This is a genomic window from Rothia halotolerans (assembly GCF_004136635.1).
Classification (GTDB): Bacteria; Actinomycetota; Actinomycetes; order Actinomycetales; family Micrococcaceae; genus Rothia; species Rothia halotolerans.
Genome location: NZ_NOIU01000005.1, coordinates 150,361 through 171,877, shown reverse-complemented (window position 1 = coordinate 171,877; position 21,517 = coordinate 150,361). Strand labels below are relative to the sequence as shown.

The following is a 21,517-nucleotide window of genomic DNA, read 5'->3' as shown; positions in this document are numbered from 1 at the left end:
GCCCCCCGACTCCCGAGAGGTGCCCGCGTGTTTCGTCTGACGGTCCGGAACCACATCATGATCGCCCACACCCTGCCGGAGGCCTTCTTCGGGCCGGCCCAGGGCATGCACGGCGCGACGCTGGAGGTCGAGGCGACCTGGCGGCGTCGCGAGCTGGGCCCCCACTCGGTGGTCATGGACATCGGCGCCGCCACCGAGATGCTCGACGCCGCCCTGGAGCCCCTGCGCTACCGGAACCTCGACGAGCACCCCGCCTTCCACGGCCGGCTGAGCACCACCGAGGCCATCGCGGAGCACATCGGCCGGGACCTGGCCGGGCGCTTCGACACGAGCGACTTCTCGGGCCTTGAGATCGTCATCCGGGAGAACCCGGACGCGTGGGTCGCCTATGACCTCCCCTTCGAGTAGAGGCCCTGGGCCGGTCCCGCCCGTCCGCCTCGTCCTGGTGGAGCCCGCCGACCTCCCCGGGCCCAGCGGCGGGCTGGTCTTCAACGCCTCCCTCGTCCGGGCGCTGCGCGGGGCCGGGCACGACGTCGAGGTGCGGCGCGTCCCCGGTGCCTGGCCGCGGCCTGCCGAGGAGGATCTCCGCGCACTGGAGCGGACGCTGGGCGAAGCCTCAGACCCGCCCGGGCGCCCCACGATCCTCGTCGACGGCATCGTCGCCTCCGCGGCTCCCGCACAGGTGCGGAGCGCCCGGGCGGCGGGGGCGGACGTCGTCGTGCTGGTGCACCTGCCGCTGCCCGCCGAGACGGGGTTGTCCGCCGAGGAGGGGGCGAGGCTCGCCGCGAGTGAGCGCGAGGCCCTCTCCGCCGCATCCGGCGTGATCTGCACGAGCCGATGGGCGGCGCGCGACCTCGGGGAGCGCTACGGAGTGCGCGACGCCGTCGTGCTGGAGCCCGGCGTGGACCCCGCCGCGACGGCGCGAGGCAGCGACCCGCCGCTCCTCCTGCTGCTCGGCTCGGTCACGCCGCGCAAGAACCCGCTGACGGTGTTGCGCGCGCTGCGACGACTCGTCGATCTCCCGTGGCGGGTCTCGGTCACCGGACCGTATGACGACTCGTCGCCCTACGTCCGCCGGGTCCTCGAGGCCGCCAGTGCACTCGGCCCCGGCCGGGCGGAGGTCACCGGCCCGCTCACCGGCGCGGCGCTCGAGGAGGTCTGGGCGCGCACCGACCTGCTGGTCCTGGCCTCGAGAGCGGAGACCTACGGGATGGTCGTGGCGGAGGCGCACGCGCACGGCGTCCCGGCCCTCGTCGGGGCGGGCACGGCGGCGGAGGAGGTGCTGCGGGGCGGGCCGCGGGCCGACGGGGTCGGCCGGACGGGCCGCGGCACCCTCGGGCGGGAGGAGACCGGCGGCTCTGAGGAGACGGACGGCGAAGGGGCCGGGCGGATGAGCGCCGACGAACTCGATGGGCTCGGTAAGCCCGGTAGGACCGGACAGCCGGGCGCCGCCGTCCCGCCCGACGACGAGGCCGCCGTGGCGGCCGCCCTGCGACGCTGGCTGACCGACCCCGCTCTGCGCCACGCGTGGCGGGAAGCCGCCCGACAGCGCCGTGGTAACCTCCGATCGTGGGAGCAGACAGCGCAGACCCTGGCCGCCTACCTGAGCCGGCCGCGGCCCCGGAACCGGTCGTGAGACCGATCCGCGCCTCGTGGCTGACCCTTCGCCGCGAGGCCGACCACCGCGCCCGCGAGCACTCCCTGCCCCTCGTCGACGCACTCGTGGAGAGCCTGGGCCATCGCGAGCCTGTGGAGATCGTGGACATCGGCGCGGGCACCGGCTCCAACCAGGCGTGGCTGGCCCCGCGCCTGCCCCTCACCCAGACCTGGACCCTGCTCGACCACGACGCCGGGCTGATCGGCCAGGCCACCGCCGCCCAGGGCCACCCCCGGGTGCTGGCGACCCGCCGCGTGGTCGCCGGCATCGGCCAGCTGGACGAGATGCTCGACGACGAGTCGTCCCCCGTCATCACCTGCTCGGCCGTCCTGGACCTGCTGACCCTGGACCAGGCGCGCCAGCTCGCCCGGGTCATCGCCTCACGCCGCCTCCCCGCCCTGCTGAGCCTCACCGTGACCGGCGAGGTCGGCATGAGCCCCGAGGATCCCCGGGACGCCATGGTCGCGGAGACCTTCAACGCGCACCAGCGCCGGGACGGCCTCCTCGGGCCCGACGCCGCGGGCACGGTGGCCGAGCTCCTGCGCGAGGCGGGCTCCCGGGTCACCGTCGGCCCCACCGACTGGGAGCTGGGACCCGAGCAGGCGCCCCTGGTCGAGAGATACCTGCGGGACCGGGCCGGCGTCGTCGTCGAGCACGCGCCCGACGCCGAACCGGAGGCCTCCGCCTGGCTCGCGGAGCGCCTGGCCCAGCTGGAGCGCGGCGAGCTCCGGGTGACCGTGGGCCACGCGGACATCCTCGCGCTGACCGAGGCCGCCTAGCACGTGTCCTGTAGGTGTGGCCTGAGGCGGAGGATGATGCTGGCGATGACGATCTCACTGGTGCAGTAGGCGGCGCGCTTGGCGCAGCGAGTGGCCAGATCACGGAGCTGCTTGATCCGATTGAGACACCGCTCGACCGGGTTCGGTCGCACAGCAACGTCTGGGCGCTCGCCTATTCAGCTATGCACCGCGGCGGATGTATGCAGCGCAGACTTCGACGATCCGCGTCGCCGCATCAATCGCTTCACCGACGTCCTGCCTCGTCGCCGTCGGTCGATCACCATCCGGATACTCCGTCGCGTTGCGCACCTGGCGCATCCAATCGAACTCGCCCAAGGCGCTGTCCTCGACGAATGCCCCTGCCGCGATCCCCGTGTTGTGATGCGCTCCCCCGAGGGGACGGACACGCAATCCTTCGACAGCGAGGACAGCGACGAGCGCCTTGCGTGTGCCGTCATACGCTGCGGTGAACGCCATCGCATGATCATCGGTCCGAATCAGCATCTCCGCCGTACGGACATGACGCTCGGCGGTCTCGATCACGGCCAATGCGTGCTCGCGATTCGCACCGACACGTTCCAGCCTCCGATTGACGATCATCTGGTCGATGATCTCAGGCACGGAGCTCACCGGACATCACCTCGACCATAGGACGCGAGCGAATCGTCGCAACGAACGCCGATGGCTCTTCAGCCTCCCAGTCTCCCGGGGCGAGCCGTGTGATGTTCACGGGAATATCGAGCTGGCCACCGGCCTCCGAAGCGAGAGTCGCGAGCCTCCTCCGCGGAGCGTCGCCGATGACGAGCACGTCGATGTCGTTCGGGAACGCGCCGCTCTCCCCCGCCCGGCGCGCGGCCCAGGATCCGTAGATCAGCAGCTGCTCGACCCCGTCGACCCCCTCGAACAGGTCGCGCAGCACCGGCACCGGCCCGTAAGTCGCCGCGATCAGATCCCGCATGAGAGCGAACAGCGGATGATCGACGTTTGCGCTCACGAGTCGGTTCCGGCCCTCGTAGCGGTCGCGAAGCACGTCCGAGTCGACGAGTCGCCCCGCCTCGCGATGCACGACTGGCCCACTCGCGCCGGTTCGCCGCCCGAGTTCAGCCAGCGTGAACTCCCGATCGGGATGCCCGAGCGTCTCGGCCAGGATCGCCCCAGCTGCATCCGAACGCACGAACGGCGTCAGCTGCGGCGCTATAGTCTTCATAAAACAGGAATATATCTTCCAGTTATAGGAAAGGTCAAGAGGGTGAGGACTCAGACGTTGAACCGGAACCCCACCAGATTCCGACGCTTGCATTCCTCGCGATCGAAACCAGGCGGACGCCCGCTAGCCGATCCCTTCGCCTGGCGGCGGGCGATCTGATCAGGCGGTCTTTGTCTCACGACACAGATCTGGCTCGGCGAGCGCATAGAGTAAGCGAGCTGCAAGAGACCGGAGGCGGCAAATTCCACCCGGTCGTCTCTCATTCTCGGTAGAGGGAAGAGTCTCGATGGCACCAACGCCATGACCGAGCACAGCGAGGACGCAGGGGCGCCCCACGGCCGATAAACAGTGCACTCAGGTGATGACGTCGGCAAAAGCGCCCCGCCCCCTCACTCCCCCGAGAAGTCCAGCACCGTGCACACGTCCTCACCGAGCATGAACTTCCGGGCCGGGACCCGCAGCGCGTCGGCAAGGGCGTCCGAGCCGGCGAAGCGCAGGCCCGGCACGCCGTCGCCGATCAGCAGCGAGGCCGTGGTCAGGTACAGCCGGTCAACCGCGCCCGCCCGGACGAAGCGCGAGACGGTCCGCCCGCCGCCCTCCACCAGGACCCGGCCCAGACCGCGGCCGGCCAGCAGCTCCAGCAGCGCGGCGGGCTCCAGCTCCCGCAGTCCGGTCACGGGCAGCACCGTCACGTGCGGGGAGGGGGCCTGCGGCGTCGGCGTCGCGGCGTCGACCAGCCACAGCGTGGGCGAGGAGCCGTCGCTGAGCACGGCGGACGCGCGCGGGGAGCGGGCGCCGGGGTCCAGGATCACCCGCACCGGATTCTCCCCCTCCACGGCGCGCACGGTCAGCCGCGGGTCGTCGGAGGCGACGGTCCGCCAGCCGAGCAGGACGGCGTCGACCAGCGCGCGCAGCCGGTGCAGGTGGGTCCGGTCCTCCTCGCCTGTCACGAACTCGGCGTCGCCGGTGCGGGAGGCGATGAAGCCGTCCAGGCTCTGCCCCAGCTGGGCGACCGCGGCCCGCTCCCCGCGCGCCACGAGCGGCCCGTAGCGCTCGACCAGCTCGCGATCCGAGGCCGTCAGCGGCGCCTCCGGGACCCGTCCCGCGGTCAGCTCGGCCCAGGCGTCGCCGGCCGGGAGGTGGTCGTGCCCCATCCGGGTCCGCTTGGCGTCCAGGTAGCGGGAGTTCTCCGCGCGGTCGGCCACGGGGAGGCGGACCCGCTCGGTGACCTCGATTCCCAGCCTCGTCAGCTCCTCCTGCTTGGCGGGGTTGGAGGAGAGCAGCCGCAGACGCCGTATCCCGAGGTCGCGCAGGATCTCCGCGCTCTGGGAGTAGTCGCGGGCCTCGACCGGCAGGCCCAGGTGGGAGTTCGCGTCGACCGTGTCCAGCCCGCCGTCCTGCAGCGCGTAGGCCCGGAGCTTGTTGAGCAGCCCGATGCCGCGCCCCTCGTGCCCGCGCGCGTAGATGACGACGCCGGCCCCCTCGGCGCTGATGACGCTCAGGGCGGCCGCCAGCTGCTCCCCGCAGTCGCAGCGCAGGGAGCCGAAGGCGTCGCCGGTGAGGCACTCGGAGTGGATCCTGACCAGCGGGCCGCGGCCGCCCACCGCGGCGGGGTCGCCGTAGACCAGCGCGATGTGCTCGGCCCCCTCCCCGCACCGGTACCCGATCATGTCGAAGACGCCGTGGACGGTGGGCAGCACGGTGGCGGTGAGCCGCTCGACGCCGGCCGCGGGACGGGCGGATTCTGCATTCGGAGCCATAGGCCAAGCCTAGTGGGAGCCGGCGCCGGGGAGGGCGACCGGCGTCATCCGTCGTCTCCTCCGCGGGAGGCGACGGATGACGACGGCGAGCGGCCCCGTCACCCCTCGCCGCGCTCGAGCGCCTCCACGGCCCGCTCCAGCCTGCGCCGCCGGACGGCGTCGTCGGGGGCCGTCATGAGGGGGAAGAGCACCGAGTACCGGCCCTGCGAGCCGAGGGACTCAAAGCGGGCGAGCGCGGCGGGAGAGGCGGCCAGGGCCTCGAGGAGGTCCGGCGGGGCCTGCGCGGCGACGGCCCCGGGATAGGCCCGCTCCCACCGCCCGTCGGCCCGGGCCGCGGCGACCTCGGCATGACCCCGCTCCCGCATGCGGCCCTCCTCGATCAGCCGCTCGACGATCCCGATGTTCCGCAGGGACCACAGGGAGCGCCGACGCCGCGGGGTGAAGCGCTGGAGGAAGGTCGCGGCGTCGCGGCCCCTCTTCTGCCCGTCGATCCAGCCGCTGCACAGGGCCTCCTCGAGGGCCTGTGCGTAGGTCAGCGACGTCGGCCCCAGGACGCCCTTCTTGGCCAGGACCAGCCATACGCCCTCGGAGGCGTGCTCGTGCCGGTCCAGCCAGTCCCGCCAGGCGAGGACGTCCGCCACGATCAGCTCCGGCTCCTCGCCCATGACCGCCCCTGTCGCGTCGTCGTATGTGCTGATCAGTCTCCCACAGGGAGGCCCGGGCCAGGTCCCGCGGAGGCCCCGCGGAGGCCCTGCGGAGGATCGCGGAGTGGAACTTCCCACATGCCGCCGCCCTCCGCGCGCGGGAGGAATAAGGTAAGGCTTAGTAAACTTCCGCGGAATCACGCCTCCCATCAGCCCGCACGCCGACCCCGGATACACCCACGTGACCGTTCAGTCAACGCCCCAGCCGCCTGCGCTACAGTCACTTCGACCCGTTTTCAATAAAGACAGCTTGGTGTAGCTTAATTCAAGTTCACCCCGAATTTAGGAGAGCCTAAGTGAGCCTGCCACTCATCACGCCGTACCGACTGGATCCCGGCGAGCGGTGGAAGAACCGCACCTCCTGGACCCTGGACCCGCGTCGCGCCATGCTGCTGGTCCACGACATGCAGAACCACTTCGTGGACGCCTTCGACGGCGGCCCTGACGCTCAGATCAGCCTCGCCGTCGAGGAGATCGCCTCGATCCGGGCCGCCTGCGCCGAGGCCGGCGTGCCCGCCATCTACACGGCCCAGCCGCCCTCGCAGGACCCGGCCGACCGCCAGCTGCTGACCGAGTTCTGGGGCCCCGGGCTCGACGACGAGCGGGCCGCCGCGATCATCGACCGGCTCGCCCCGACCGAGCGCGACATCGTGCTCACCAAGTGGCGCTACAGCGCCTTCTTCCGCAGCGACCTCGAGCACCGCATGCGCAACCACGGCCGCGACCAGCTGATCATCACCGGCGTCTACTCCCACATCGGCTGCATGACCACCGCGCTGGCCGCCTTCATGCTCGGCTTCCAGGTGTTCTTCGTCGCCGACGCCCAGGCGGACTTCACCGAGGAGGACCACCGCATGGCCCTCGACTACGTGGCCTCCCGGTGCGGCCAGACCTGCCTGAGCGCCGACGTCAAGGCCGACCTGGCCCGCGGCGCGGCCGTGGGCGCGGGCGCCGCCGGCGGGGTCCTGACCGCATGAGCCCGGAACCCACGGCCATCCTCGTCACGGGGGCCTCCGGAGGGATCGGGCGTGCCGTCGTCGAGCTGCTGGCCCGGCGGGCGGGGGACCACGGCGACGCGGTGGTGATCGCCGCCGACGTCGCGGCCGCCTCCGGCGAGGAGGCGGCCGGCGTCGAGCGCCTGGCCCTCGACGTCTCCGACGCCGGCGCCGTCCGGGCGGCACTGTGCGGCCTGGCCTCCCGCTACCGTCTGCGCGCCGTCGTCAACGCCGCCGGCGTCCTGGCCTCCGTCCCCGCCCTGGAGACCCCCGACGCGGAGCTGCGGCGCATGGTCGAGGTCAACGCCCTGGGCGTGGCCCACGTCAGCGCCGAGGCCGCGCGCATCATGGCGGAGCAGGGCGGGCACGTCCCCGGCGAGCGCCCCGAGCGGGCCATCGTGACCATCGCCTCCAACGCGGGCAACGGGCCGCGGGCCGGCTTCTCCGCCTACGGCGCGAGCAAGGCCTTCGCCTCCCACTACACCCGCAGCCTCGGCCTGGAGGTCGCGGAGCACGGGATCCGCTGCAACGTCGTGAACCCGGGGACCACCCGGACGCCGATGGTCGAGACGCTGTGGGGCGGCGCCGATCGCTCCGCGGAGGCCGTGGCCGGGGACCCGAGCGTGTTCCGCCCCGGCATCCCGCTCGGCCGGGTCGCCGAGGCGCACGACGTCGCCGAGGTCGTCGAGTTCCTCGTCTCCCCGCGCGCCGCGCACGTGGCGCTGGCCGAGATCAGCGTGGACGGGGGTGCGACCCAGCGATGAGCCTCGAGACCCTCCGCACCGGATCCTCCCCCGCGCCCGCGGACCCCGCCCGCCTGGACCCGGACTTCACCATGACCTCGGGCCGCTGGACCCTGCGCGCCGAAGGCGGGGACCGTCTCACCCCTGTCCTCTCCTCCCCCGAGGCCGCCCGGGACCTCCTCGAGCGGCTGCGGGACCGCGAGCGTGCCACCGGGCGCACCCAGCTCCTGTACGGCCTCATCCCCTTCGACCTCACCGAGCCCGCCGACCTGCACGTGGCCGACCGCGCCGCGTGGCGCCCCCGCACCGTGGAGGCGACCTCGCTCGGCGCCGAGGGCGATGCCCGCCCGCCGGCCGACTCCCCCGCCTACCGGGCCATCGTGGCGGAGGCGCTGCGCCGGATCGAGGCGGGCGAGGCGGAGAAGGCGGTGCTCTCCCGCACCATGACGCTGGCCCTCGACGCCGCCCGCCTCCCGGAGGCCTCCCGCCTCATCGCCGAGCGCCTGGCCGCCTCGAGCCGCCGCGCCGACGTGTTCCGGGTCCGCCGGGCCGAGGGCGAGACCTGGGTGGGCGCCAGCCCCGAGATCATCGCCGACGTCAGCGACTCCCGGTTCCTGACCCATCCGCTCGCCGGCTCCCTGCCGCGCACGCCGGGAGGGCTCGACGCCGAGACCGCCGCCGAGCGGCTCTCCGCCTCGGCGAAGGACCTCCACGAGCACCGGTTCGTCACCCGGCACATCGCCGAGGCCCTCGCGCCGCTGGCCGAGGAGCTCAGCCTCCCGGAGGAGCCCGAGCTGTTCGGCACCGACGCCATGTGGCACCTGGGCACCCGGATCACCGGCCGGCTGCATCCGGAGGTCTCCGCCCTGGAGGCCGCCCTGGCGCTGCACCCCACCCCCGCCGTGGGCGGGACCCCGGCCGCTCCCGCGCTGCGCATGATCCGCGAGCTGGAGGGCGCCTCGCGCGGCTTCTACTCGGGGCTGGTGGGATGGACCGACTCCAGCGGCAACGGCCGCTGGTCGCTCGTCCTGCGCTGCGCCAGCAGCCGGGGGGAGGCGCTGACCCTCTACGCGGGGGCCGGCGTCGTCTCCGGCTCCACCCCGGCCGGCGAACACGAGGAGACCGGCGCGAAATTCAGCACCATGCTCCGCACTCTGGAAGGACTTCTATGACCGCCACCTCGGACCTCCGGCTCCCCGCCCGCACGGACGACGGCCTCGCGACGGACCGCGGCCCCCGGGCGGAGGGCCCCCCCGCCCGTCCGGCCGGCCTCGACGCCGGGTCTCCCGCCCGCACGGCCTCCCCCGGCGGCGGCGCCGCCGGCCCCGCGTCCGGCGAGGGCGAGGAGCGGTACGACATCGTCGGCGTCGGCTTCGGCCCCTCCAACATGGCGCTGGCCGCCGCCTGCTCGGAGGACCCCGGCGCCCAGCACGCCGTGTTCTTCGACGCCGCGGAGGGCCCCTCCTGGCACGAGGGGATGCTGCTGCCCGACGCCGGCCTCCAGGTCTCCTTCGCCAAGGACCTCGTGACGTTCCGGAACCCGACCTCCTCCCTGAGCTTCCTCAACTTCCTGGTGGAGCGGGGCCGGATCCACGACTTCTTCAACCGCGGGTCCTCGGCGCCGCTGCGCGTGGAGTTCTTCGCCTACCTCCGGTGGGCGGCGGAGCGGCTCGCCGAGTACGTGCGGTACCGCCACCGCGTGACCGCCGTTCAGCCGCAGCGCTCCGGGGAGACGATCACCGGCTACCGCGTCACCGTGGAGGGGCCCGAGGGGGTCTCGACCGTGCTGGCGCGCCACGTCGTCGTCGCCGCGGGACTGCAGCCGAACGTGCCCGAGGGGCTGCCCGAGGACGAGCGGGTGCTGCACACCTCGCGGTACCTGCACCGGGTCGAGGGGCTGGGCGAGGTGCGCTCCGCCGTCGTGCTCGGCGGCGGGCAGAGCGCGGCCGAGGTGGCCCTGGACCTGCGCTCCCGCTTCCCCGACGCGCGGGTCCACTTGGTGCACTCGCGCTTCGGCATCGTGCCGGCCGACTCCACGCCGTTCGCCAACCGGATCTTCGACAACACCTCGATCGACCGGCTCTACGAGGCGCCCGAGGAGGTCCGCGAGCGCCTGGGCCGCATCCACGCGAACACCAACAACTCGGTGGTCCACGAGAGCACCATCCAGGCTCTCTACGACGCCTGGTACGCGGATTCGTGGGCCGGGCGGGAGCGGATCGTCTTCCACGACGCCTCGCGGATCGCCGGCGTCGAGCCGAGCGAGGACGGCCTGGACGTGGCGGTGCGCAACGACCTGGACGGCGACGTCGAGCACCTGCGCAGCGACGTCCTGGCGCTGGGTACCGGCTACCGGCCGCTGGACCTGCGGGCGCTGCTGGGCGAGGACGCCGACCTGCTGGCCCGCGACGCCGAGGGCCGCGTGGTCGCCGAGCGCGACTACTCGGTGCGCTGGCAGGCCCCCGCCGAGGGGCGCCTGGTGGCGGTCGGGATCACCCAGCACCAGCACGGGGTCTCCGCGACGCTGCTGTCCAACATCGCGCTGCGGGCCGGCGAGATCCTCGCCTCCCTCACCGGCGAGCGCGCCGGCGCCGCCCGATGAGCCGGACCGCCGCGCCGGCTCCCGCAGGGGCATCGGCCCGCCCCGAGGCGTCGATCCGCACCGGCACGTCGGCACGCCCCGCGCCCGCGGCCCGTCCCGGGGCCTCGGCTCGCGACGCCGCCGAGCGCTCCGCCGGGACCCCGCCGTTCAACCCCGTGGTGCTGATGTCCTCGCCCGAGCACTTCCGCACCACCGATGCGCTCAACCCGTACTACTCGGAAGCCGCCCTGGACCGGGACGCCGCCGTCGAGGAGCACCGGGAGATCCGGCAGACCCTGGAGCGGGTCGGCGTCGAGGTGGTCTCGGTGGATCCGCCGGAGGAGAGCCAGGACGGGGTGTACACCGCCAACTGGGCGCTGCTGCACGGCGGGACCGCGGTGATGGCCCGGCTGCCGCACGCCCGCCGGGCCGAGGAGGAGCACGCCCGCCAGCTCCTCGAGGGCCTCGGATTCGCCACGCTCGAGGCCCCCGCCGGGACGAGGTTCTCCGGCCAGGGCGACGCGCTGGTCTGCGGCCGCTACGCCCTCTGCGGCCAGGGCTACCGGTCCGACGCCGAGGCCCAGGCCTTCGCCTGTGAGGCCCTCGGCCTGGAGCGCGTGCAGCTGCGCACCGTGCCCCAGCTCGACGACGCCGGCGCCCCGGTGGTCAACGGCGTCACCGGCTGGGAGGACAGCTTCTACTACGACATCGACCTCGCCCTGGCGGTCGTCGCCGAGCCCTCCGAGGGCTCCCCCGGACTGATCGCCTACTGCCCCGAGGCCTTCGACGCCCCCAGCCGGGAGGCGCTGCGCAGCCTGGAGGGCGTCGACCTCATCGAGGTGGACGAGCGGGAGGCCCGCGAGCACTTCGCGTGCAACCTGGTCTCCACCGGGCACGACGTCGTGATGAGCGCGAGCGCGCCCCGGCTGCGGGCGGCGCTGGAGGAGCGGGGGCTCCGGACCCACACGCCCCGGATCAGCGAGCTTGCCAAGGGCGGGGGCTACATCCGCTGCACGACGCTGACCCTCCGCCGCTGAGCGCGCGGGCCCGCGGAGGCGCCGGCCCCGCAAAGGGGCGTAAGCCGACGCCTCCGCGGCGGCCGGACCCGGTGGCCCGGGTGCGAGGAGCGGCGGAGGAGCGCCGGCCGAGAGCCTCCGAGGGGTTCGCGAGCTCCAGGCGCGTGCCTGACCGGGGGCAACCCGTCAGCCGGCCTCCTCCACGGGGGACCCCGTCAGCTTCGCCAGCACGGGCTGGTGCACCCGCTTCGTGAAGAACTGGATCAGCGGGCCGTTGAAGAACGCCGTCATGACCGTGCCGAAGCCCACCGGGCCGCGGAAGAGCACAGCGGACGCCACCACGAGGACGTCCTGGGGGACACGCACCTTCTGGTACTCCCACCGGGTGTGGTCCACGATCATGGGCGCGATCGCGTCGTACGGCGCCGTGCCCAGCCCCGCGGTCATGTATGCGCTCGCTCCGAACGCGAAGGTGATGCTGCCGAGCACGAAGAACACCGTCATGACGAGCAGGGAGCGCTCATCGGGGACGAAGAGCTCGAGGACCGCGGAGAAGAGGTCGATGAAGAACCCCGTCATCACCATGTTGATGACGCTCCCCCAGCCGATGTACTGCCTCCCCCAGATCAGCACCGGGATGAAGAGCACGATGTTGCTCAGGAGCTGGTAGCTTCCCAGCGTCCATCCCAGCTGGTCGCTGACGCCGATGTTGAGCGCGGTGTAGGGGTCCACGCCGACGCCGCCGACCTGGAGGATCGAGGCCCCGAGCCCGATCACCGCGACCCCGAGGAGCGCATATCCCACACGCACCCAGAAGTCTTTTCCGCTGTGTCCGTTCATCGTGCCCCGCATCCCTCGACGTGTCCGTCTGCTCCGGCTTCCGGCTGACGCTCACAACCCGACTATACGAAGGCGCAGGCGGATCCATAGAATAAGAAGTATGCATGCCGCGCAGCACACCGACCCCGTGGCGTTCCACGCCGAAGGCCCCGTCTGGTGGCCCGATGACGGCTCTCCCGTCGCGAACACGCTGCGATGGGTCGACATGACGAACGGACGCGTGCTCACCGAGAGCGCGGCGGGCATCGCCGTCGCGGAGGTGGGGAGCCCGATCGCCGCGATGCTGCGGCCCCGCGCCGGAGGCGGTGCCGTCGTGGCCACGGAGCACGGCCTGAGCGTGACCGAGGATCCGGCCCTCGGCGGCCTGCGGCCTTTCTCGACCGTGCTCGAGGACCCGGCCGCGCGGCTCAACGAGGGCGGCTGCTCCCCCGCCGGCACCCTCCTCGTCGGCTCCACGCGCTACGACCAGGAGACCGGCGGCGCAGTGCTCGTCGAGGTCTCCGCGGACGGCAGCCGCCGCACGATACGCGCAGACGTCACCGTCTCGAACGGGATCGGCTGGAGCCCGGATGGAGCCCTCGCCTACTACAACGACACCCCGTCCCACCGGACGACCGTCTACTCCTGGGACCCCGAGGCCGGTCTGCACGACCCGCGCCCGCTGTTCGCCCTCGACGACGCCGACGCAGCGGGTCCCGACGGGCTCTGCGTCGACGCCGAGGGCAACGTCTGGACGGCGATCTACGGCGGTTCCCGGGTGGAGTGCCGGGATCCCCGGGGGCGGCTGGTCGAGGTGGTCGAGCTGCCGGTCACCAACGTCTCGGCCTGCACCTTCGGCGGCCCGGGGCTCGAGCGCCTGTTCATCACGACGAGCCGCGAGAACGTGCCCGAGGGAGAGCAGCCGGAAGCCGGCGCGGTCTTCGTGGCCGAGCCGGGAACGACCGGACAGCCGGTACGACCGTTCGCGGGGTGACGGGCCCCGGCGAGGTCTTCCGCGGGAGTCCTAGACCCCGATCCTCACCAGGCCGAGCTGAGCCGCGTGGATCAGGACCTGCACCCGGTCCCGCACGCCCCACTTGTCCATGATCCGACCCATGTGGGTCTTCACCGTGGCCTCGGCGAGGAACAGCTCGGCCGCGATCTCGGAGTTCGAGTTCCCCCGCGCCAAGGAGAGCACGACGGCGAGCTCCCGCTCCGTCAGCCCGTGCTCGACGAGGCCGCCCGGCTGGAGCGGTCCGGTGGAGACCTCCCGGACGGCGTCGATGAGGTCCGAGGCCACCTGCGGCGCGATGACGCCGCTGCCCTCGTACACGCCGCGGATCGCCGCGACGACCTCCTCCGGCTCCGCGTCCTTGACCAGGTAGCCGGAGGCGCCGGCGCGCAGCGCGGGGACGAGGTACTGCTCCGAGGAGAAGGTGGTGACCGCCAGCACGCGCGCCTTCGGGAGGTCCCGGGTGATGATCCGGGTGGCCTCCACGCCGTCCATCACCGGCATCTGCATGTCCATCACGACGACGTCCGGGGAGAGGATCTCCGCCTGCCGGATCGCCTCGGCGCCGTCGGAGGCCTCGCCCACCACCGTCATACCTTCGGAGCCGTCGACGAATACCTTCAGGGCTTTGGCCATGAGCGGCTGGTCATCGACGATGAGAACCTCAATCACGATGTGACCTCCTTGTTGCGTGCGCCGCCCTCTGGGGAAATCCCCGTTCGATCGACAAAAACGATACGAAAGTTGTAACCAATGCATAGGATTTTACACGAAACTGGTTACCATCTACTTAAGTGTGTAGCAATGAGTACTGAGGAGTACACCATGCGTCGTCTCGCCGCCATCGCCGTCCTTGCCGTCTTCGCGACCGTCCCGATGGGAGCCGCCTCGGCTGCGCCCGCTCAGGCCGCTTCGACATCGTCGACCGCCTCCTACGGCTCCGTCACCACGTACTCGTGGGTGTGCTCGGTGCTGAGGCTCTGCCGCTAATCCGGGCTGAACCCGTTCGTATTATCGATTGAGAGCCTTTCCCAGAGACAATGAACCCGTAGAGAGATCCCGACCTACCATGAGATCAGCCGAATTCTTCAGATCTCTGCCGCTGCCGCGCTGGGTAAGCGCGGCGGTTGCAATCTGCGTCGGCTGCGTCGTCATCCTGGAATTCATTGCGACCGGGGTAAAGCTGCCGGACACCTCATATCTGGACGCGTTCTCGGTCCTTGCGGTCGGAATTCTTGTAGCTCTCACCAGTCGATGGCCTGCCGCGGGTGCCCTGGTCTTCCTCGTCGTCGCCATCGTTTCATACGCCGCCTTCGATCCCACTGCCTTCCCCATGGCGATCGTGCCCATGGCCGCCCTGGTGGCCCGAGCATGCACCGGTCGTTTCTGCATTGTGGCGGGCGCTCTCACTGTGGTGTGGCTCGTCGTCATGATCATGGTCGAGAACTACTTCTGGTACGAATGCCTGCTCATCGGCGTTCTCGTGGTTTTCGGAGCCGGACTCGGCCTATCCCTACGGCTGGCCGCATTACGCAATATGCGTCTGAGCCAGGAAGTCCGCATCCAGGAGGAGACCCGGGAACAGGCGATCACCGATGAGCGCAAGCGCATCGCGGGGGAGCTGCACGATGTCGTCGCGCACGATCTCACGATCATCGCGATGCAGGCGCGCGTCCTGGATACAGCGACTGACCCGGAGGACCGGGCGGAGGCCAGACAGGCCATCGGCGACGCCTCGCGCCAGGCGTTGAAGGACATGCGTCGCATGCTCGGGGTCCTGTACGGGCCGGACGCCCCCGGCGCGGTGCCCGACGGCGAGGAGACCACCGGCGGGCTGAGCCTTCGCATCCAGGAGTTCGCCGCCCTCCTGCGCGCCCAGGGCATCGGGGTGAAGATCGAGATCCCGGCGGACCTCGTGCTTCCCCGCTCGCTCGAACTGACGCTGATCAGGATCGCGCAGGAGGCGACCACGAACATCCTCAAGCACGCCCAGGGCGCCCCGTGGGCCCGCTACGTGGTGGAGTCCGACGAGCGCCGCCTCAGCCTGACCATCAGCAACGCCGAGCCGGCCCGGCGCTCCCACCTCGAATTCCCCTCCTCCGGCTTCGGCTTGGTGGGGCTGCGCGAGCGCGCCTCGGTCTATGGGGGGAACATCGAGACAGGACCCATCGCGGGCGGCTGGAGCGTCCGGGCCACCTTCGAGACCGCGGCCGCGTAGGCATCCAGGGAGGGGACGCCCCTCATACCCCGCTAGTCCCGCGCGGTCCCCATCGCGCGCCCCGCGATCCAGTAGGCCTGGATGTGCGTGTTGGCCTTCGAGCCTCCGGCGCGGCCGCTCGCCGCCTTCCGGATCCCCTTGAGGGAGCCGCTCTCCCCCGCGGCCCAGACCTGCGCGCCGTCGAGGTCCGGGACCTGTTCCGCGAGCTGCCGGGCCATCGTCGCCGGCCCCTCGCGATCGAAGCGGTGGACCCGCAGGCGGGGGTGCTCCGTCAGGGGGACCCCGGCGTCGTCGGCGTGGGCCTGCTCCAGGAGGAGGACGACGTCGCGCTCGGCGGGGAGCTCGCGGAGGACGGCGTTGACGGCGGGCACGGCGGCGAGGTCCGCCAGCAGCACGAGGCGGTCCGATTCGGCGTGCGCCTGGAACGGCACCGAGCCGAGGGACTGGGCGATCAGCTGATCCCCCGCCTCCGTTCCGAGCGCCCAGGCGGAGGCGGGCCCGGCCGGCTCGTGGAGGACGAACTCCATGATCAGACGCCCGGCCTCCGGATCCGCCTCGGCGATGGTGTAGCCGCGCTGGTACTGCCTCCTCCCGCCGGCTGGGTCGGGGAACCACAGCCGCAGCCAGGCGGCAGGGCGGGGCTCGACGTCGCTGAACAGCGTCGGCGCCTCGAACTCCAGCCGGACGTAGTGGTCCGTGAAGAAGCGTTTGGAGACGAGGGTGATGAGATGCTCCTTGGCCCCCAGGGCTCGCAGCACCAGACCTTGCCATCCACGGGACATGGGGACTCCTTCGGAGACGGACGCCAGGGGCCGAGGCGCGGCCCGGCCCGCCGGTGGAGGCGGGACGGACAGACGACCTGCTCCCAATCTAGACGCGGACCTGACAAGGGGCAAGGTTAGCCTAACCATAGTCTCATCACGTAAGCTCGGCCGCTTTGCCCTCAGCGAGAGCCTCGTCCCCGCCACCGCTGACCGCAGGACCCCGCAAGAAGCGATTCGGACTCATCACCCCGATCGCCGCCGCCGAGGAGCGGGAGGAGGACGTGCCACCGGGGCCATCCGCACCGTCCCGCGGTAGGCGCCCGTCTTCGCCCCTCCGACGAGAAACCAGCCTCCGTCCCCTCCGGTGAGAAAGGCGCCCCGGACCCTCGGCCCGGGGCGCCTTCGCCGTCCGCGGAGGTTAGCGCGGGATCAGCTCCTCCACCTCGTCGAGCGCCCGCAGCACGTCCACCGCGGCGCCCATCGGGTGCAGAGGGCTGGATGTCTCCCCGGCCGCGATCCGGCGGGCCGCCTCCGCGGCCTCGTAGCAGAGCCCGTCCTCCTGGGTCCTCGCCGCGAAGGTCGCCTCCTCGGTCAGCGTCCCGTCGGCCGAGGCCAGCTCGATGCGTCCCGGCGCGTAGAACGGGGCGTCGAAGGCGAGCCTGCCCCGGCTGCCCTGGACGAAGGCGGTGGTGGGCGTCCGGGTGCCCATCGTCGTGTAGAGCTGGGCGAAGCCGGAGGAGAAGCCGAGGTCGAAGGCGGCGTCGGAGGTCACCCCGGTCTCCGCCCGGCGGCCGCGGGCGCCGAGCACCCGGGGCGCCTCGCCGAAGACCTGCGCGGCGAAGGAGGTCAGGTAGACGCCGATGTCCAGCAGGGCCCCGCCGCCCAGCGCCGGGTCGAAGAGGCGGGCGCTCCCCTCCGGGGTGAAGTGCTCCCCCAGGTCCGCGCGGAGGTAGCGGACCTCCCCGAGGTCACCGCACTCGAGGATCTGGCGCACGACGTCGAAGGCCGGCAGGAACCGGGACCACATCGCCTCCATCGCGAACAGGCCCTTGCGCTCGGCGAGGTTGCGGACGGCGTCGGCCTCGGCGGCCGTGGCTCCCACCGGCTTCTCGATCAGCACGTGCTTGCCCGCCTCGAGGCACAGCTCGGCGCACTCGGCGTGCGCGGTGTGGGGCGTGCTGATGTAGACGACGTCGACGTCCGGGGACGCTGCCAGGTCCGCGTAGTCGGCGAAGTAGCGCTCGACGCCGAAGCGCTCGGCGAAGCCCTCCGCCCGGCCCCGCGAGCGAGAGGCCACGGCCGTGAGCCACTGGCGCGTGTGCCGGCGCAGCGACTCCGCGAAGGAGCCCGCGATGTTGCCGGGGCCGATGACGCCCCACCGGAGCGCCGGGGCGTCCATGGGGTCCGGGATCCTCGATGCGGGCATGCCCTGTGCACTCATGCGCTCCTCCTCGACGCGGCCGGCTCCCCCACCGGGCACGAGTCCCGCGGCATGGTGCAGAGCCTGTGATGTGTGCTACGTTCCACGGTAGGGCGCACTATTTTGTGCTGTCAATGTGTCAAAGACGAAGGAGTCACCATGCACATCGGTGTCCTGACGGACAGCCTGGCGGACCTGACGCTGGACGAGGCCCTCGCCCACGCGCGCGCCGTCGGCGCCGAGACGGTCGAGTTCGGGGCCGGCCCCTGGTCCCCCACGCCGCACGTCAGCGCCCCGGACCTGCTGGCCTCCCAGAGCGCGCGGGCGGACCTGAAGCGGCGCGTCGAGGGGGAGGGCCTGGGGATCTCCGCGATCAACGCCAGCGGCAACCCCCTGCACCCGGGCGAGCCGGGCAACGACGGCGTCACCCGGGACGCGATCCGCCTGGCCGGGGAGCTCGGCGTCGAGACCGTGGTCCTCATGTCCGGGCTGCCGGCCGGCCGCGAGGGCGACCTCATGCCCAACTGGATCACCACCTCCTGGCCGCCGGAGACCACGCAGATGCTGGAGCACCAGTGGAACGACGTCGCCCTGCCCTACTGGGCCGACCTCGCCGAGTTCGCCCGCCGGGCGGGCGTGAGCCGCCTGGCCGTGGAGATGCACGGCAACCAGCTGGTCTACAACGTCCCCTCCGCGCTGCGGCTGCGCGAGGAGATCGGCGAGACCGTGGGCGTGAACTTCGACCCCAGCCACCTCCTCTGGATGGGCGCCGACCCGCTCCGGGCGATCCCGGCGCTGGGCTCGGCGATCCAGCACGTGCACGCCAAGGACACCCGGGTCGAGGAGGCCGCGCAGGTCCGCAGCCGCCTCGAGTACCTCACCCTGGACCACCCGGCCGAGCGCGCCTGGAACTTCGTCACGGTCGGCCGCGGGGCCGACGGCGAGCGGTTCTGGGCCGACTTCGTGCAGGCGCTGCGCGGCGTCGGGTACGACGGCGCGCTGTCCATCGAGCACGAGGACGTCGAGGTCGGAGGGCCGGACGGCGTCGCGGAGGCGGCGGGGGTGCTCAGCCGGGCGCTCGCCGTCACCCCGGCGTGATGCCGGAGGACCTCCCCGCCACGACGCGGCACACGAGAACACCACCGCGCGCCGCCGGCGCGCCCCACGACGAAGGAGTCTCCTTGCCAGACACCACGAACCCGACCTCCGGCAGCACGATGCCGCCCCTCACCAAGGGTCCCCACACCCGCAGGCTCGGCCTGGTGGCCCTGGTCGCCACCCTGGGCGGGCTGCTCTTCGGCTACGACACCGGCGTCATCAACGGCGCCCTGCTGCCGATGAGCGAGGAGCTCGGGCTGACGGCCTTCACCGAGGGCGTCGTCACCAGCTCCCTGCTCTTCGGCGCGGCCGTCGGGGCGATGCTGGGCGGGCGCCTCTCGGACGGGTGGGGACGGCGCAAGACCATCCTCCTGCTCGCGGTCATGTTCTTCGCAGGAGCCGTGCTCTGCGTGGTGGCTCCCGGCATCTCGGTCCTCGTGGCCGGGCGCATCCTCCTGGGGCTGGCCGTGGGCGGGGCCTCGACCGTGGTGCCGGTCTTCCTGGCCGAGCTCGCGCCCTACGAGATCCGCGGCTCGCTCTCCGGGCGCAACGAGATGATGGTCGTCACCGGGCAGCTCGCCGCCTTCGTTATCAACGCCATCATCGGCAACACCCTGGGGCACATCGACGGCGTCTGGCGCATCATGCTGGCCGTCTCCGCGCTGCCGGCCATTTTCCTCTTCTTCGGGATGCTGCGGATGCCGGAGTCCCCGCGCTGGCTGCTGTCCAAGGGCCGGGACGAGGAGGCCCTGCAGGTCCTGAGCACCGTGCGCTCGCCGGAGCGCGCGCAGGCCGAGACGGAGTCCATCCGCAGCGCCGTCGCCGAGGAGGACCATGCCGAGCACACCGGCTGGAAGGCGGTCCTGAGCAACCGGTGGCTGCTGCGCATCCTGCTGGTCGGCATCGCCCTGGGCGTCTTCCAGCAGCTGACCGGCATCAACTCGATGATGTACTACGGCCAGGTCATCCTGACGGAGTCGGGCTTCGAGTCGCAGGCGGCGCTGATCGCCAACATCGCGCCCGGGGTGATCGGCGTCGTCGGCGCCTTCATCGCCCTGTGGATGATGGAGCGGGTCAACCGCCGGACCGTGGTCATCACCGGCTACATCCTGACGACCATCTGCCACGTGCTGATCGGCTCCGCCGCCCTGCTGCTGCCCGAAGACAGCGCGGCCCGGCCCTTCGTGATCCTGGTGCTGATCGTCGCGTTCGTCGGCTCCATGCAGACGTTCCTGAACATCGCCACCTGGGTGCTGCTCAGCGAGATCTTCCCGCTGCACATGCGCGCGGTGGGCATGGGCATCTCCGTGTTCTGCATGTGGATCGCCAACGGGCTGCTGAGCCTCACGTTCCCGACGCTGGTGGAGCTCATCGGGCTGACCGGGTCCTTCTTCGGTTTCGCGGTCGTCAACGCCATCGCCATCGTCGTGATGGCCTGGGGACTGCCGGAGACCCGCGGGCGCACGCTCGAGGAGGTCGAGGAGGGCGTGACCACCGGCGCGATCTACACCGTGGGGCGGGAGCAGCGGAGGTAGGCCGCGGACGCGCCGGGCATCGGAGGCACGACGCCGCGCGGTCCGGGCGGGTTTCTCCTCCCGCCCGGACCGCGCGGCGTCGCCGCAGGGGCTAGTTGGCGGCGGTGAAGCGGCGGCCCGCGTGGGCGGGCTCCTCGAGCTCGTCCACCAGGGCCACGGCGAAGTCCTCCGCGGAGATCGCCTCGCCGGCCGGGCGGTCCAGCTCGGTGGAGTACCGCCCCGTGCGCTCGCCCGGCGCGATGGCGGGGGCAGGCGCCAGCATGGTCCACTCCAGGCCGCTCGAGGTGCGGTAGGCGTCGTAGATCTCCGAGAAGGCGTCGGCCTCGGCCTTGTACGCGGCGGGGAAGTCCGGGGTGTCCTTGAGCCGGGTCTCCTCGTCGGCCTGCAGGGCGCCCGCCCCGCCGACCACCAGGAAGCGCCCGCTCGGGGCGGCTGCGATGAGGCCGCGGTGGTTCGCGACGTCGTCGGCGTAGCTGCCGGTGCGCCCGCTGACCGCGGTGATCACCGTGGCGTCGTGGGAGCCGATGGCCTCGGCGACGCCGGCGGTGTCCCCCAGGTCCAGCGGCAGGGCGGTCTCGGCGCCCTCCACCGTCTTGCCGGAGCGGCTGTAGGCGTCGACGACGTGCCCGCGCTTCGAGGCCTCGGACACCACCCGGGAGCCGACCATTCCGGTGGCTCCGATGACTGCGATCTTCATGATTCCTCCTCGGTCCTGAGGCGGGACCGGCGTTCCGGCCCCGCACAAGATACAGTATCCATCGGATACCAGATACCTCAACGTAACCGAGGAAGCCGATGCACACGCTCACGACCCCGCCCCCGCCCGCCTTCGACGTGCTGAGCCCGCAGTGCCCCTCCCGGACCGTGCTGCGGCACGTCACGGACCGCTGGACCCCGCTGATCGTCTCCGCGCTGGAGGAGGGGCCGCTGCGGTTCGGGCGGCTCCGCGAGCGCGTCGGCGGCATCACGCCCAAGGTGCTCACCGAGACGCTGCGCTCGCTCGAGCGGGACGGGCTGGTGCTGCGGACCGTGGGGCCGACCTCCCCGCCCCGCGTCGACTACGAGCTGACGGAGCTGGGGGCCACCCTCGCCGGCCCCATCCAGACGCTGCGGAGCTGGGCCCAGGAGCACGCCGAGGCGGTGCTCTCGGCGCGGGATCGGTACGACGCGGAGTGAGGCGGGGGGGGGCGGACGCCGCGGGACGGCCGG

Annotated in this window: 23 protein-coding genes; 14 read left to right on the top strand and 9 right to left on the bottom strand. The window is 72.2% G+C overall.

Annotated features, from left to right (window positions below):
• Positions 1 to 27 precede the first annotated feature (27 nt).
• Genes EWV39_RS13140 through EWV39_RS13130 form a run of 3 tightly spaced genes read left to right on the top strand, consistent with a single transcriptional unit; the run spans position 28 to position 2,436 of the window.
• A complete protein-coding gene (locus tag EWV39_RS13140) occupies positions 28 to 408 on the top strand; it encodes a 6-pyruvoyl trahydropterin synthase family protein (protein ID WP_129661190.1) in 381 nt (126 codons plus the stop codon).
• A complete protein-coding gene (locus tag EWV39_RS13135) occupies positions 389 to 1,636 on the top strand; it encodes a glycosyltransferase family 4 protein (RefSeq protein WP_129661187.1) in 1,248 nt (415 codons plus the stop codon). Before EWV39_RS13140 ends, EWV39_RS13135 begins: the two co-directional genes overlap by 20 nt.
• Positions 1,633 to 2,436, top strand: a complete 804-nt coding sequence (locus EWV39_RS13130; RefSeq protein ID WP_129661184.1) for a class I SAM-dependent methyltransferase — start codon at positions 1,633 to 1,635, stop codon at positions 2,434 to 2,436. Before EWV39_RS13135 ends, EWV39_RS13130 begins: the two co-directional genes overlap by 4 nt.
• 180 nt (positions 2,437 to 2,616) lie before the next feature.
• Here EWV39_RS13130 and EWV39_RS13125 read toward each other — a convergent pair whose 3' ends face one another.
• From EWV39_RS13125 to EWV39_RS13110, 4 genes are all read right to left on the bottom strand, one after another.
• Complete coding sequence (locus EWV39_RS13125) at positions 2,617 to 3,057, bottom strand: HEPN domain-containing protein (protein WP_129661181.1); 441 nt, start codon at positions 3,055 to 3,057, stop codon at positions 2,617 to 2,619.
• Positions 3,050 to 3,643, bottom strand: a complete 594-nt coding sequence (locus tag EWV39_RS13120; protein ID WP_129661178.1) for a nucleotidyltransferase family protein — start codon at positions 3,641 to 3,643, stop codon at positions 3,050 to 3,052. The genes EWV39_RS13125 and EWV39_RS13120 overlap by 8 nt, the downstream gene beginning before the upstream one ends.
• A 389-nt stretch (positions 3,644 to 4,032) precedes the next feature.
• Entirely contained in the window at positions 4,033 to 5,403 is a 1,371-nt protein-coding gene (ribA, locus tag EWV39_RS13115; protein ID WP_129661175.1) for a GTP cyclohydrolase II, read from the bottom strand.
• Positions 5,404 to 5,501: 98 nt separating this feature from the next.
• Positions 5,502 to 6,068 carry a YdeI/OmpD-associated family protein gene (locus EWV39_RS13110; protein WP_129661172.1) on the bottom strand — a complete coding sequence of 189 codons (567 nt, stop codon included), beginning with the start codon at positions 6,066 to 6,068 and terminating at the stop codon, positions 5,502 to 5,504.
• 335 nt (positions 6,069 to 6,403) lie between these two features.
• Here EWV39_RS13110 and EWV39_RS13105 point away from each other — a divergent pair, with 335 nt between their 5' ends.
• From EWV39_RS13105 to EWV39_RS13085, 5 genes are read left to right on the top strand one after another with little or no spacing between them, the layout of a single operon-like run.
• Positions 6,404 to 7,084, top strand: coding sequence for an isochorismatase family protein (locus tag EWV39_RS13105; RefSeq protein WP_238148352.1), 681 nt, complete (start codon positions 6,404 to 6,406; stop codon positions 7,082 to 7,084).
• The gene (locus EWV39_RS13100; RefSeq protein WP_129661169.1) at positions 7,081 to 7,866 is read left to right on the top strand and encodes an SDR family NAD(P)-dependent oxidoreductase; all 786 of its coding nucleotides are present in this window, start codon (positions 7,081 to 7,083) and stop codon (positions 7,864 to 7,866) included. Before EWV39_RS13105 ends, EWV39_RS13100 begins: the two co-directional genes overlap by 4 nt.
• Positions 7,863 to 9,017, top strand: a complete 1,155-nt coding sequence (locus EWV39_RS13095) for an isochorismate synthase (RefSeq protein ID WP_129661166.1) — start codon at positions 7,863 to 7,865, stop codon at positions 9,015 to 9,017. Before EWV39_RS13100 ends, EWV39_RS13095 begins: the two co-directional genes overlap by 4 nt.
• Positions 9,014 to 10,447: a lysine N(6)-hydroxylase/L-ornithine N(5)-oxygenase family protein gene (locus EWV39_RS13090; protein WP_129661163.1), complete on the top strand. Its 1,434-nt coding sequence runs from the start codon at positions 9,014 to 9,016 to the stop codon at positions 10,445 to 10,447. The genes EWV39_RS13095 and EWV39_RS13090 overlap by 4 nt, the downstream gene beginning before the upstream one ends.
• On the top strand, positions 10,444 to 11,463 hold the full coding sequence (locus EWV39_RS13085) for a dimethylarginine dimethylaminohydrolase family protein (RefSeq protein ID WP_129661160.1): 1,020 nt from the start codon (positions 10,444 to 10,446) through the stop codon (positions 11,461 to 11,463). Before EWV39_RS13090 ends, EWV39_RS13085 begins: the two co-directional genes overlap by 4 nt.
• A gap of 165 nt (positions 11,464 to 11,628) precedes the next feature.
• On the opposite strand, the gene EWV39_RS13080 is transcribed toward EWV39_RS13085, so the two are convergent.
• A complete protein-coding gene (locus tag EWV39_RS13080; protein ID WP_238148351.1) occupies positions 11,629 to 12,252 on the bottom strand; it encodes a YczE/YyaS/YitT family protein in 624 nt (207 codons plus the stop codon).
• 130 nt (positions 12,253 to 12,382) lie between these two features.
• On the opposite strand from EWV39_RS13080, the gene EWV39_RS13075 reads away from it, so the two are divergent.
• Complete coding sequence (locus tag EWV39_RS13075; RefSeq protein WP_129661154.1) at positions 12,383 to 13,255, top strand: SMP-30/gluconolactonase/LRE family protein; 873 nt, start codon at positions 12,383 to 12,385, stop codon at positions 13,253 to 13,255.
• 30 nt (positions 13,256 to 13,285) lie between these two features.
• Here EWV39_RS13075 and EWV39_RS13070 read toward each other — a convergent pair whose 3' ends face one another.
• On the bottom strand, positions 13,286 to 13,945 hold the full coding sequence (locus EWV39_RS13070; protein WP_129661151.1) for a response regulator: 660 nt from the start codon (positions 13,943 to 13,945) through the stop codon (positions 13,286 to 13,288).
• A 153-nt stretch (positions 13,946 to 14,098) separates the two neighbouring features.
• On the opposite strand from EWV39_RS13070, the gene EWV39_RS13855 reads away from it, so the two are divergent.
• Positions 14,099 to 14,263, top strand: coding sequence for a hypothetical protein (locus tag EWV39_RS13855; protein ID WP_165313323.1), 165 nt, complete (start codon positions 14,099 to 14,101; stop codon positions 14,261 to 14,263).
• Between the two features lie 79 nt (positions 14,264 to 14,342).
• On the top strand, positions 14,343 to 15,491 hold the full coding sequence (locus EWV39_RS13065) for a sensor histidine kinase (RefSeq protein WP_129661148.1): 1,149 nt from the start codon (positions 14,343 to 14,345) through the stop codon (positions 15,489 to 15,491).
• 32 nt (positions 15,492 to 15,523) lie between these two features.
• Here the strand turns inward: EWV39_RS13065 and EWV39_RS13060 are convergent, their stop codons facing one another.
• Positions 15,524 to 16,273: a siderophore-interacting protein gene (locus tag EWV39_RS13060; RefSeq protein WP_165313321.1), complete on the bottom strand. Its 750-nt coding sequence runs from the start codon at positions 16,271 to 16,273 to the stop codon at positions 15,524 to 15,526.
• A gap of 400 nt (positions 16,274 to 16,673) precedes the next feature.
• Complete coding sequence (locus EWV39_RS13055; protein WP_129661143.1) at positions 16,674 to 17,696, bottom strand: Gfo/Idh/MocA family protein; 1,023 nt, start codon at positions 17,694 to 17,696, stop codon at positions 16,674 to 16,676.
• Positions 17,697 to 17,834: 138 nt separating this feature from the next.
• Here EWV39_RS13055 and EWV39_RS13050 point away from each other — a divergent pair, with 138 nt between their 5' ends.
• Complete coding sequence (locus EWV39_RS13050) at positions 17,835 to 18,773, top strand: sugar phosphate isomerase/epimerase family protein (RefSeq protein WP_129661140.1); 939 nt, start codon at positions 17,835 to 17,837, stop codon at positions 18,771 to 18,773.
• A 119-nt stretch (positions 18,774 to 18,892) separates the two neighbouring features.
• The gene (locus EWV39_RS13045) at positions 18,893 to 20,308 is read left to right on the top strand and encodes a sugar porter family MFS transporter (RefSeq protein ID WP_238148362.1); all 1,416 of its coding nucleotides are present in this window, start codon (positions 18,893 to 18,895) and stop codon (positions 20,306 to 20,308) included.
• A 91-nt stretch (positions 20,309 to 20,399) separates the two neighbouring features.
• On the opposite strand, the gene EWV39_RS13040 is transcribed toward EWV39_RS13045, so the two are convergent.
• A complete protein-coding gene (locus EWV39_RS13040; RefSeq protein WP_129661134.1) occupies positions 20,400 to 21,005 on the bottom strand; it encodes an NAD(P)-dependent oxidoreductase in 606 nt (201 codons plus the stop codon).
• Positions 21,006 to 21,103: 98 nt separating this feature from the next.
• On the opposite strand from EWV39_RS13040, the gene EWV39_RS13035 reads away from it, so the two are divergent.
• A complete protein-coding gene (locus EWV39_RS13035; protein ID WP_129661131.1) occupies positions 21,104 to 21,484 on the top strand; it encodes a winged helix-turn-helix transcriptional regulator in 381 nt (126 codons plus the stop codon).
• The last annotated feature ends 33 nt before the right edge of the window (positions 21,485 to 21,517 follow it).

What these genes read in the sequence shown, in the direction of transcription:
- EWV39_RS13075 (WP_129661154.1), top strand. Translation starts at nt 12,383, where the DNA reads ATGCATGCCGCGCAGCACACCGACCCCGTGGCGTTCCACGCCGAAGGC.
- EWV39_RS13100 (WP_129661169.1), top strand. Translation starts at nt 7,081, where the DNA reads ATGAGCCCGGAACCCACGGCCATCCTCGTCACGGGGGCCTCCGGAGGG.
- EWV39_RS13120 (WP_129661178.1), bottom strand. Translation starts at nt 3,643, where the DNA reads ATGAAGACTATAGCGCCGCAGCTGACGCCGTTCGTGCGTTCGGATGCA.
- EWV39_RS13060 (WP_165313321.1), bottom strand. Translation starts at nt 16,273, where the DNA reads ATGTCCCGTGGATGGCAAGGTCTGGTGCTGCGAGCCCTGGGGGCCAAG.
- EWV39_RS13095 (WP_129661166.1), top strand. Translation starts at nt 7,863, where the DNA reads ATGAGCCTCGAGACCCTCCGCACCGGATCCTCCCCCGCGCCCGCGGAC.
- EWV39_RS13090 (WP_129661163.1), top strand. Translation starts at nt 9,014, where the DNA reads ATGACCGCCACCTCGGACCTCCGGCTCCCCGCCCGCACGGACGACGGC.
- EWV39_RS13045 (WP_238148362.1), top strand. Translation starts at nt 18,893, where the DNA reads ATGCCGCCCCTCACCAAGGGTCCCCACACCCGCAGGCTCGGCCTGGTG.
- EWV39_RS13855 (WP_165313323.1), top strand. Translation starts at nt 14,099, where the DNA reads ATGCGTCGTCTCGCCGCCATCGCCGTCCTTGCCGTCTTCGCGACCGTC.
- EWV39_RS13085 (WP_129661160.1), top strand. Translation starts at nt 10,444, where the DNA reads ATGAGCCGGACCGCCGCGCCGGCTCCCGCAGGGGCATCGGCCCGCCCC.
- EWV39_RS13050 (WP_129661140.1), top strand. Translation starts at nt 17,835, where the DNA reads ATGCACATCGGTGTCCTGACGGACAGCCTGGCGGACCTGACGCTGGAC.
- EWV39_RS13065 (WP_129661148.1), top strand. Translation starts at nt 14,343, where the DNA reads ATGAGATCAGCCGAATTCTTCAGATCTCTGCCGCTGCCGCGCTGGGTA.
- EWV39_RS13035 (WP_129661131.1), top strand. Translation starts at nt 21,104, where the DNA reads ATGCACACGCTCACGACCCCGCCCCCGCCCGCCTTCGACGTGCTGAGC.
- EWV39_RS13040 (WP_129661134.1), bottom strand. Translation starts at nt 21,005, where the DNA reads ATGAAGATCGCAGTCATCGGAGCCACCGGAATGGTCGGCTCCCGGGTG.
- EWV39_RS13110 (WP_129661172.1), bottom strand. Translation starts at nt 6,068, where the DNA reads ATGGGCGAGGAGCCGGAGCTGATCGTGGCGGACGTCCTCGCCTGGCGG.
- EWV39_RS13135 (WP_129661187.1), top strand. Translation starts at nt 389, where the DNA reads ATGACCTCCCCTTCGAGTAGAGGCCCTGGGCCGGTCCCGCCCGTCCGC.
- EWV39_RS13055 (WP_129661143.1), bottom strand. Translation starts at nt 17,696, where the DNA reads ATGAGTGCACAGGGCATGCCCGCATCGAGGATCCCGGACCCCATGGAC.
- ribA (WP_129661175.1), bottom strand. Translation starts at nt 5,403, where the DNA reads ATGGCTCCGAATGCAGAATCCGCCCGTCCCGCGGCCGGCGTCGAGCGG.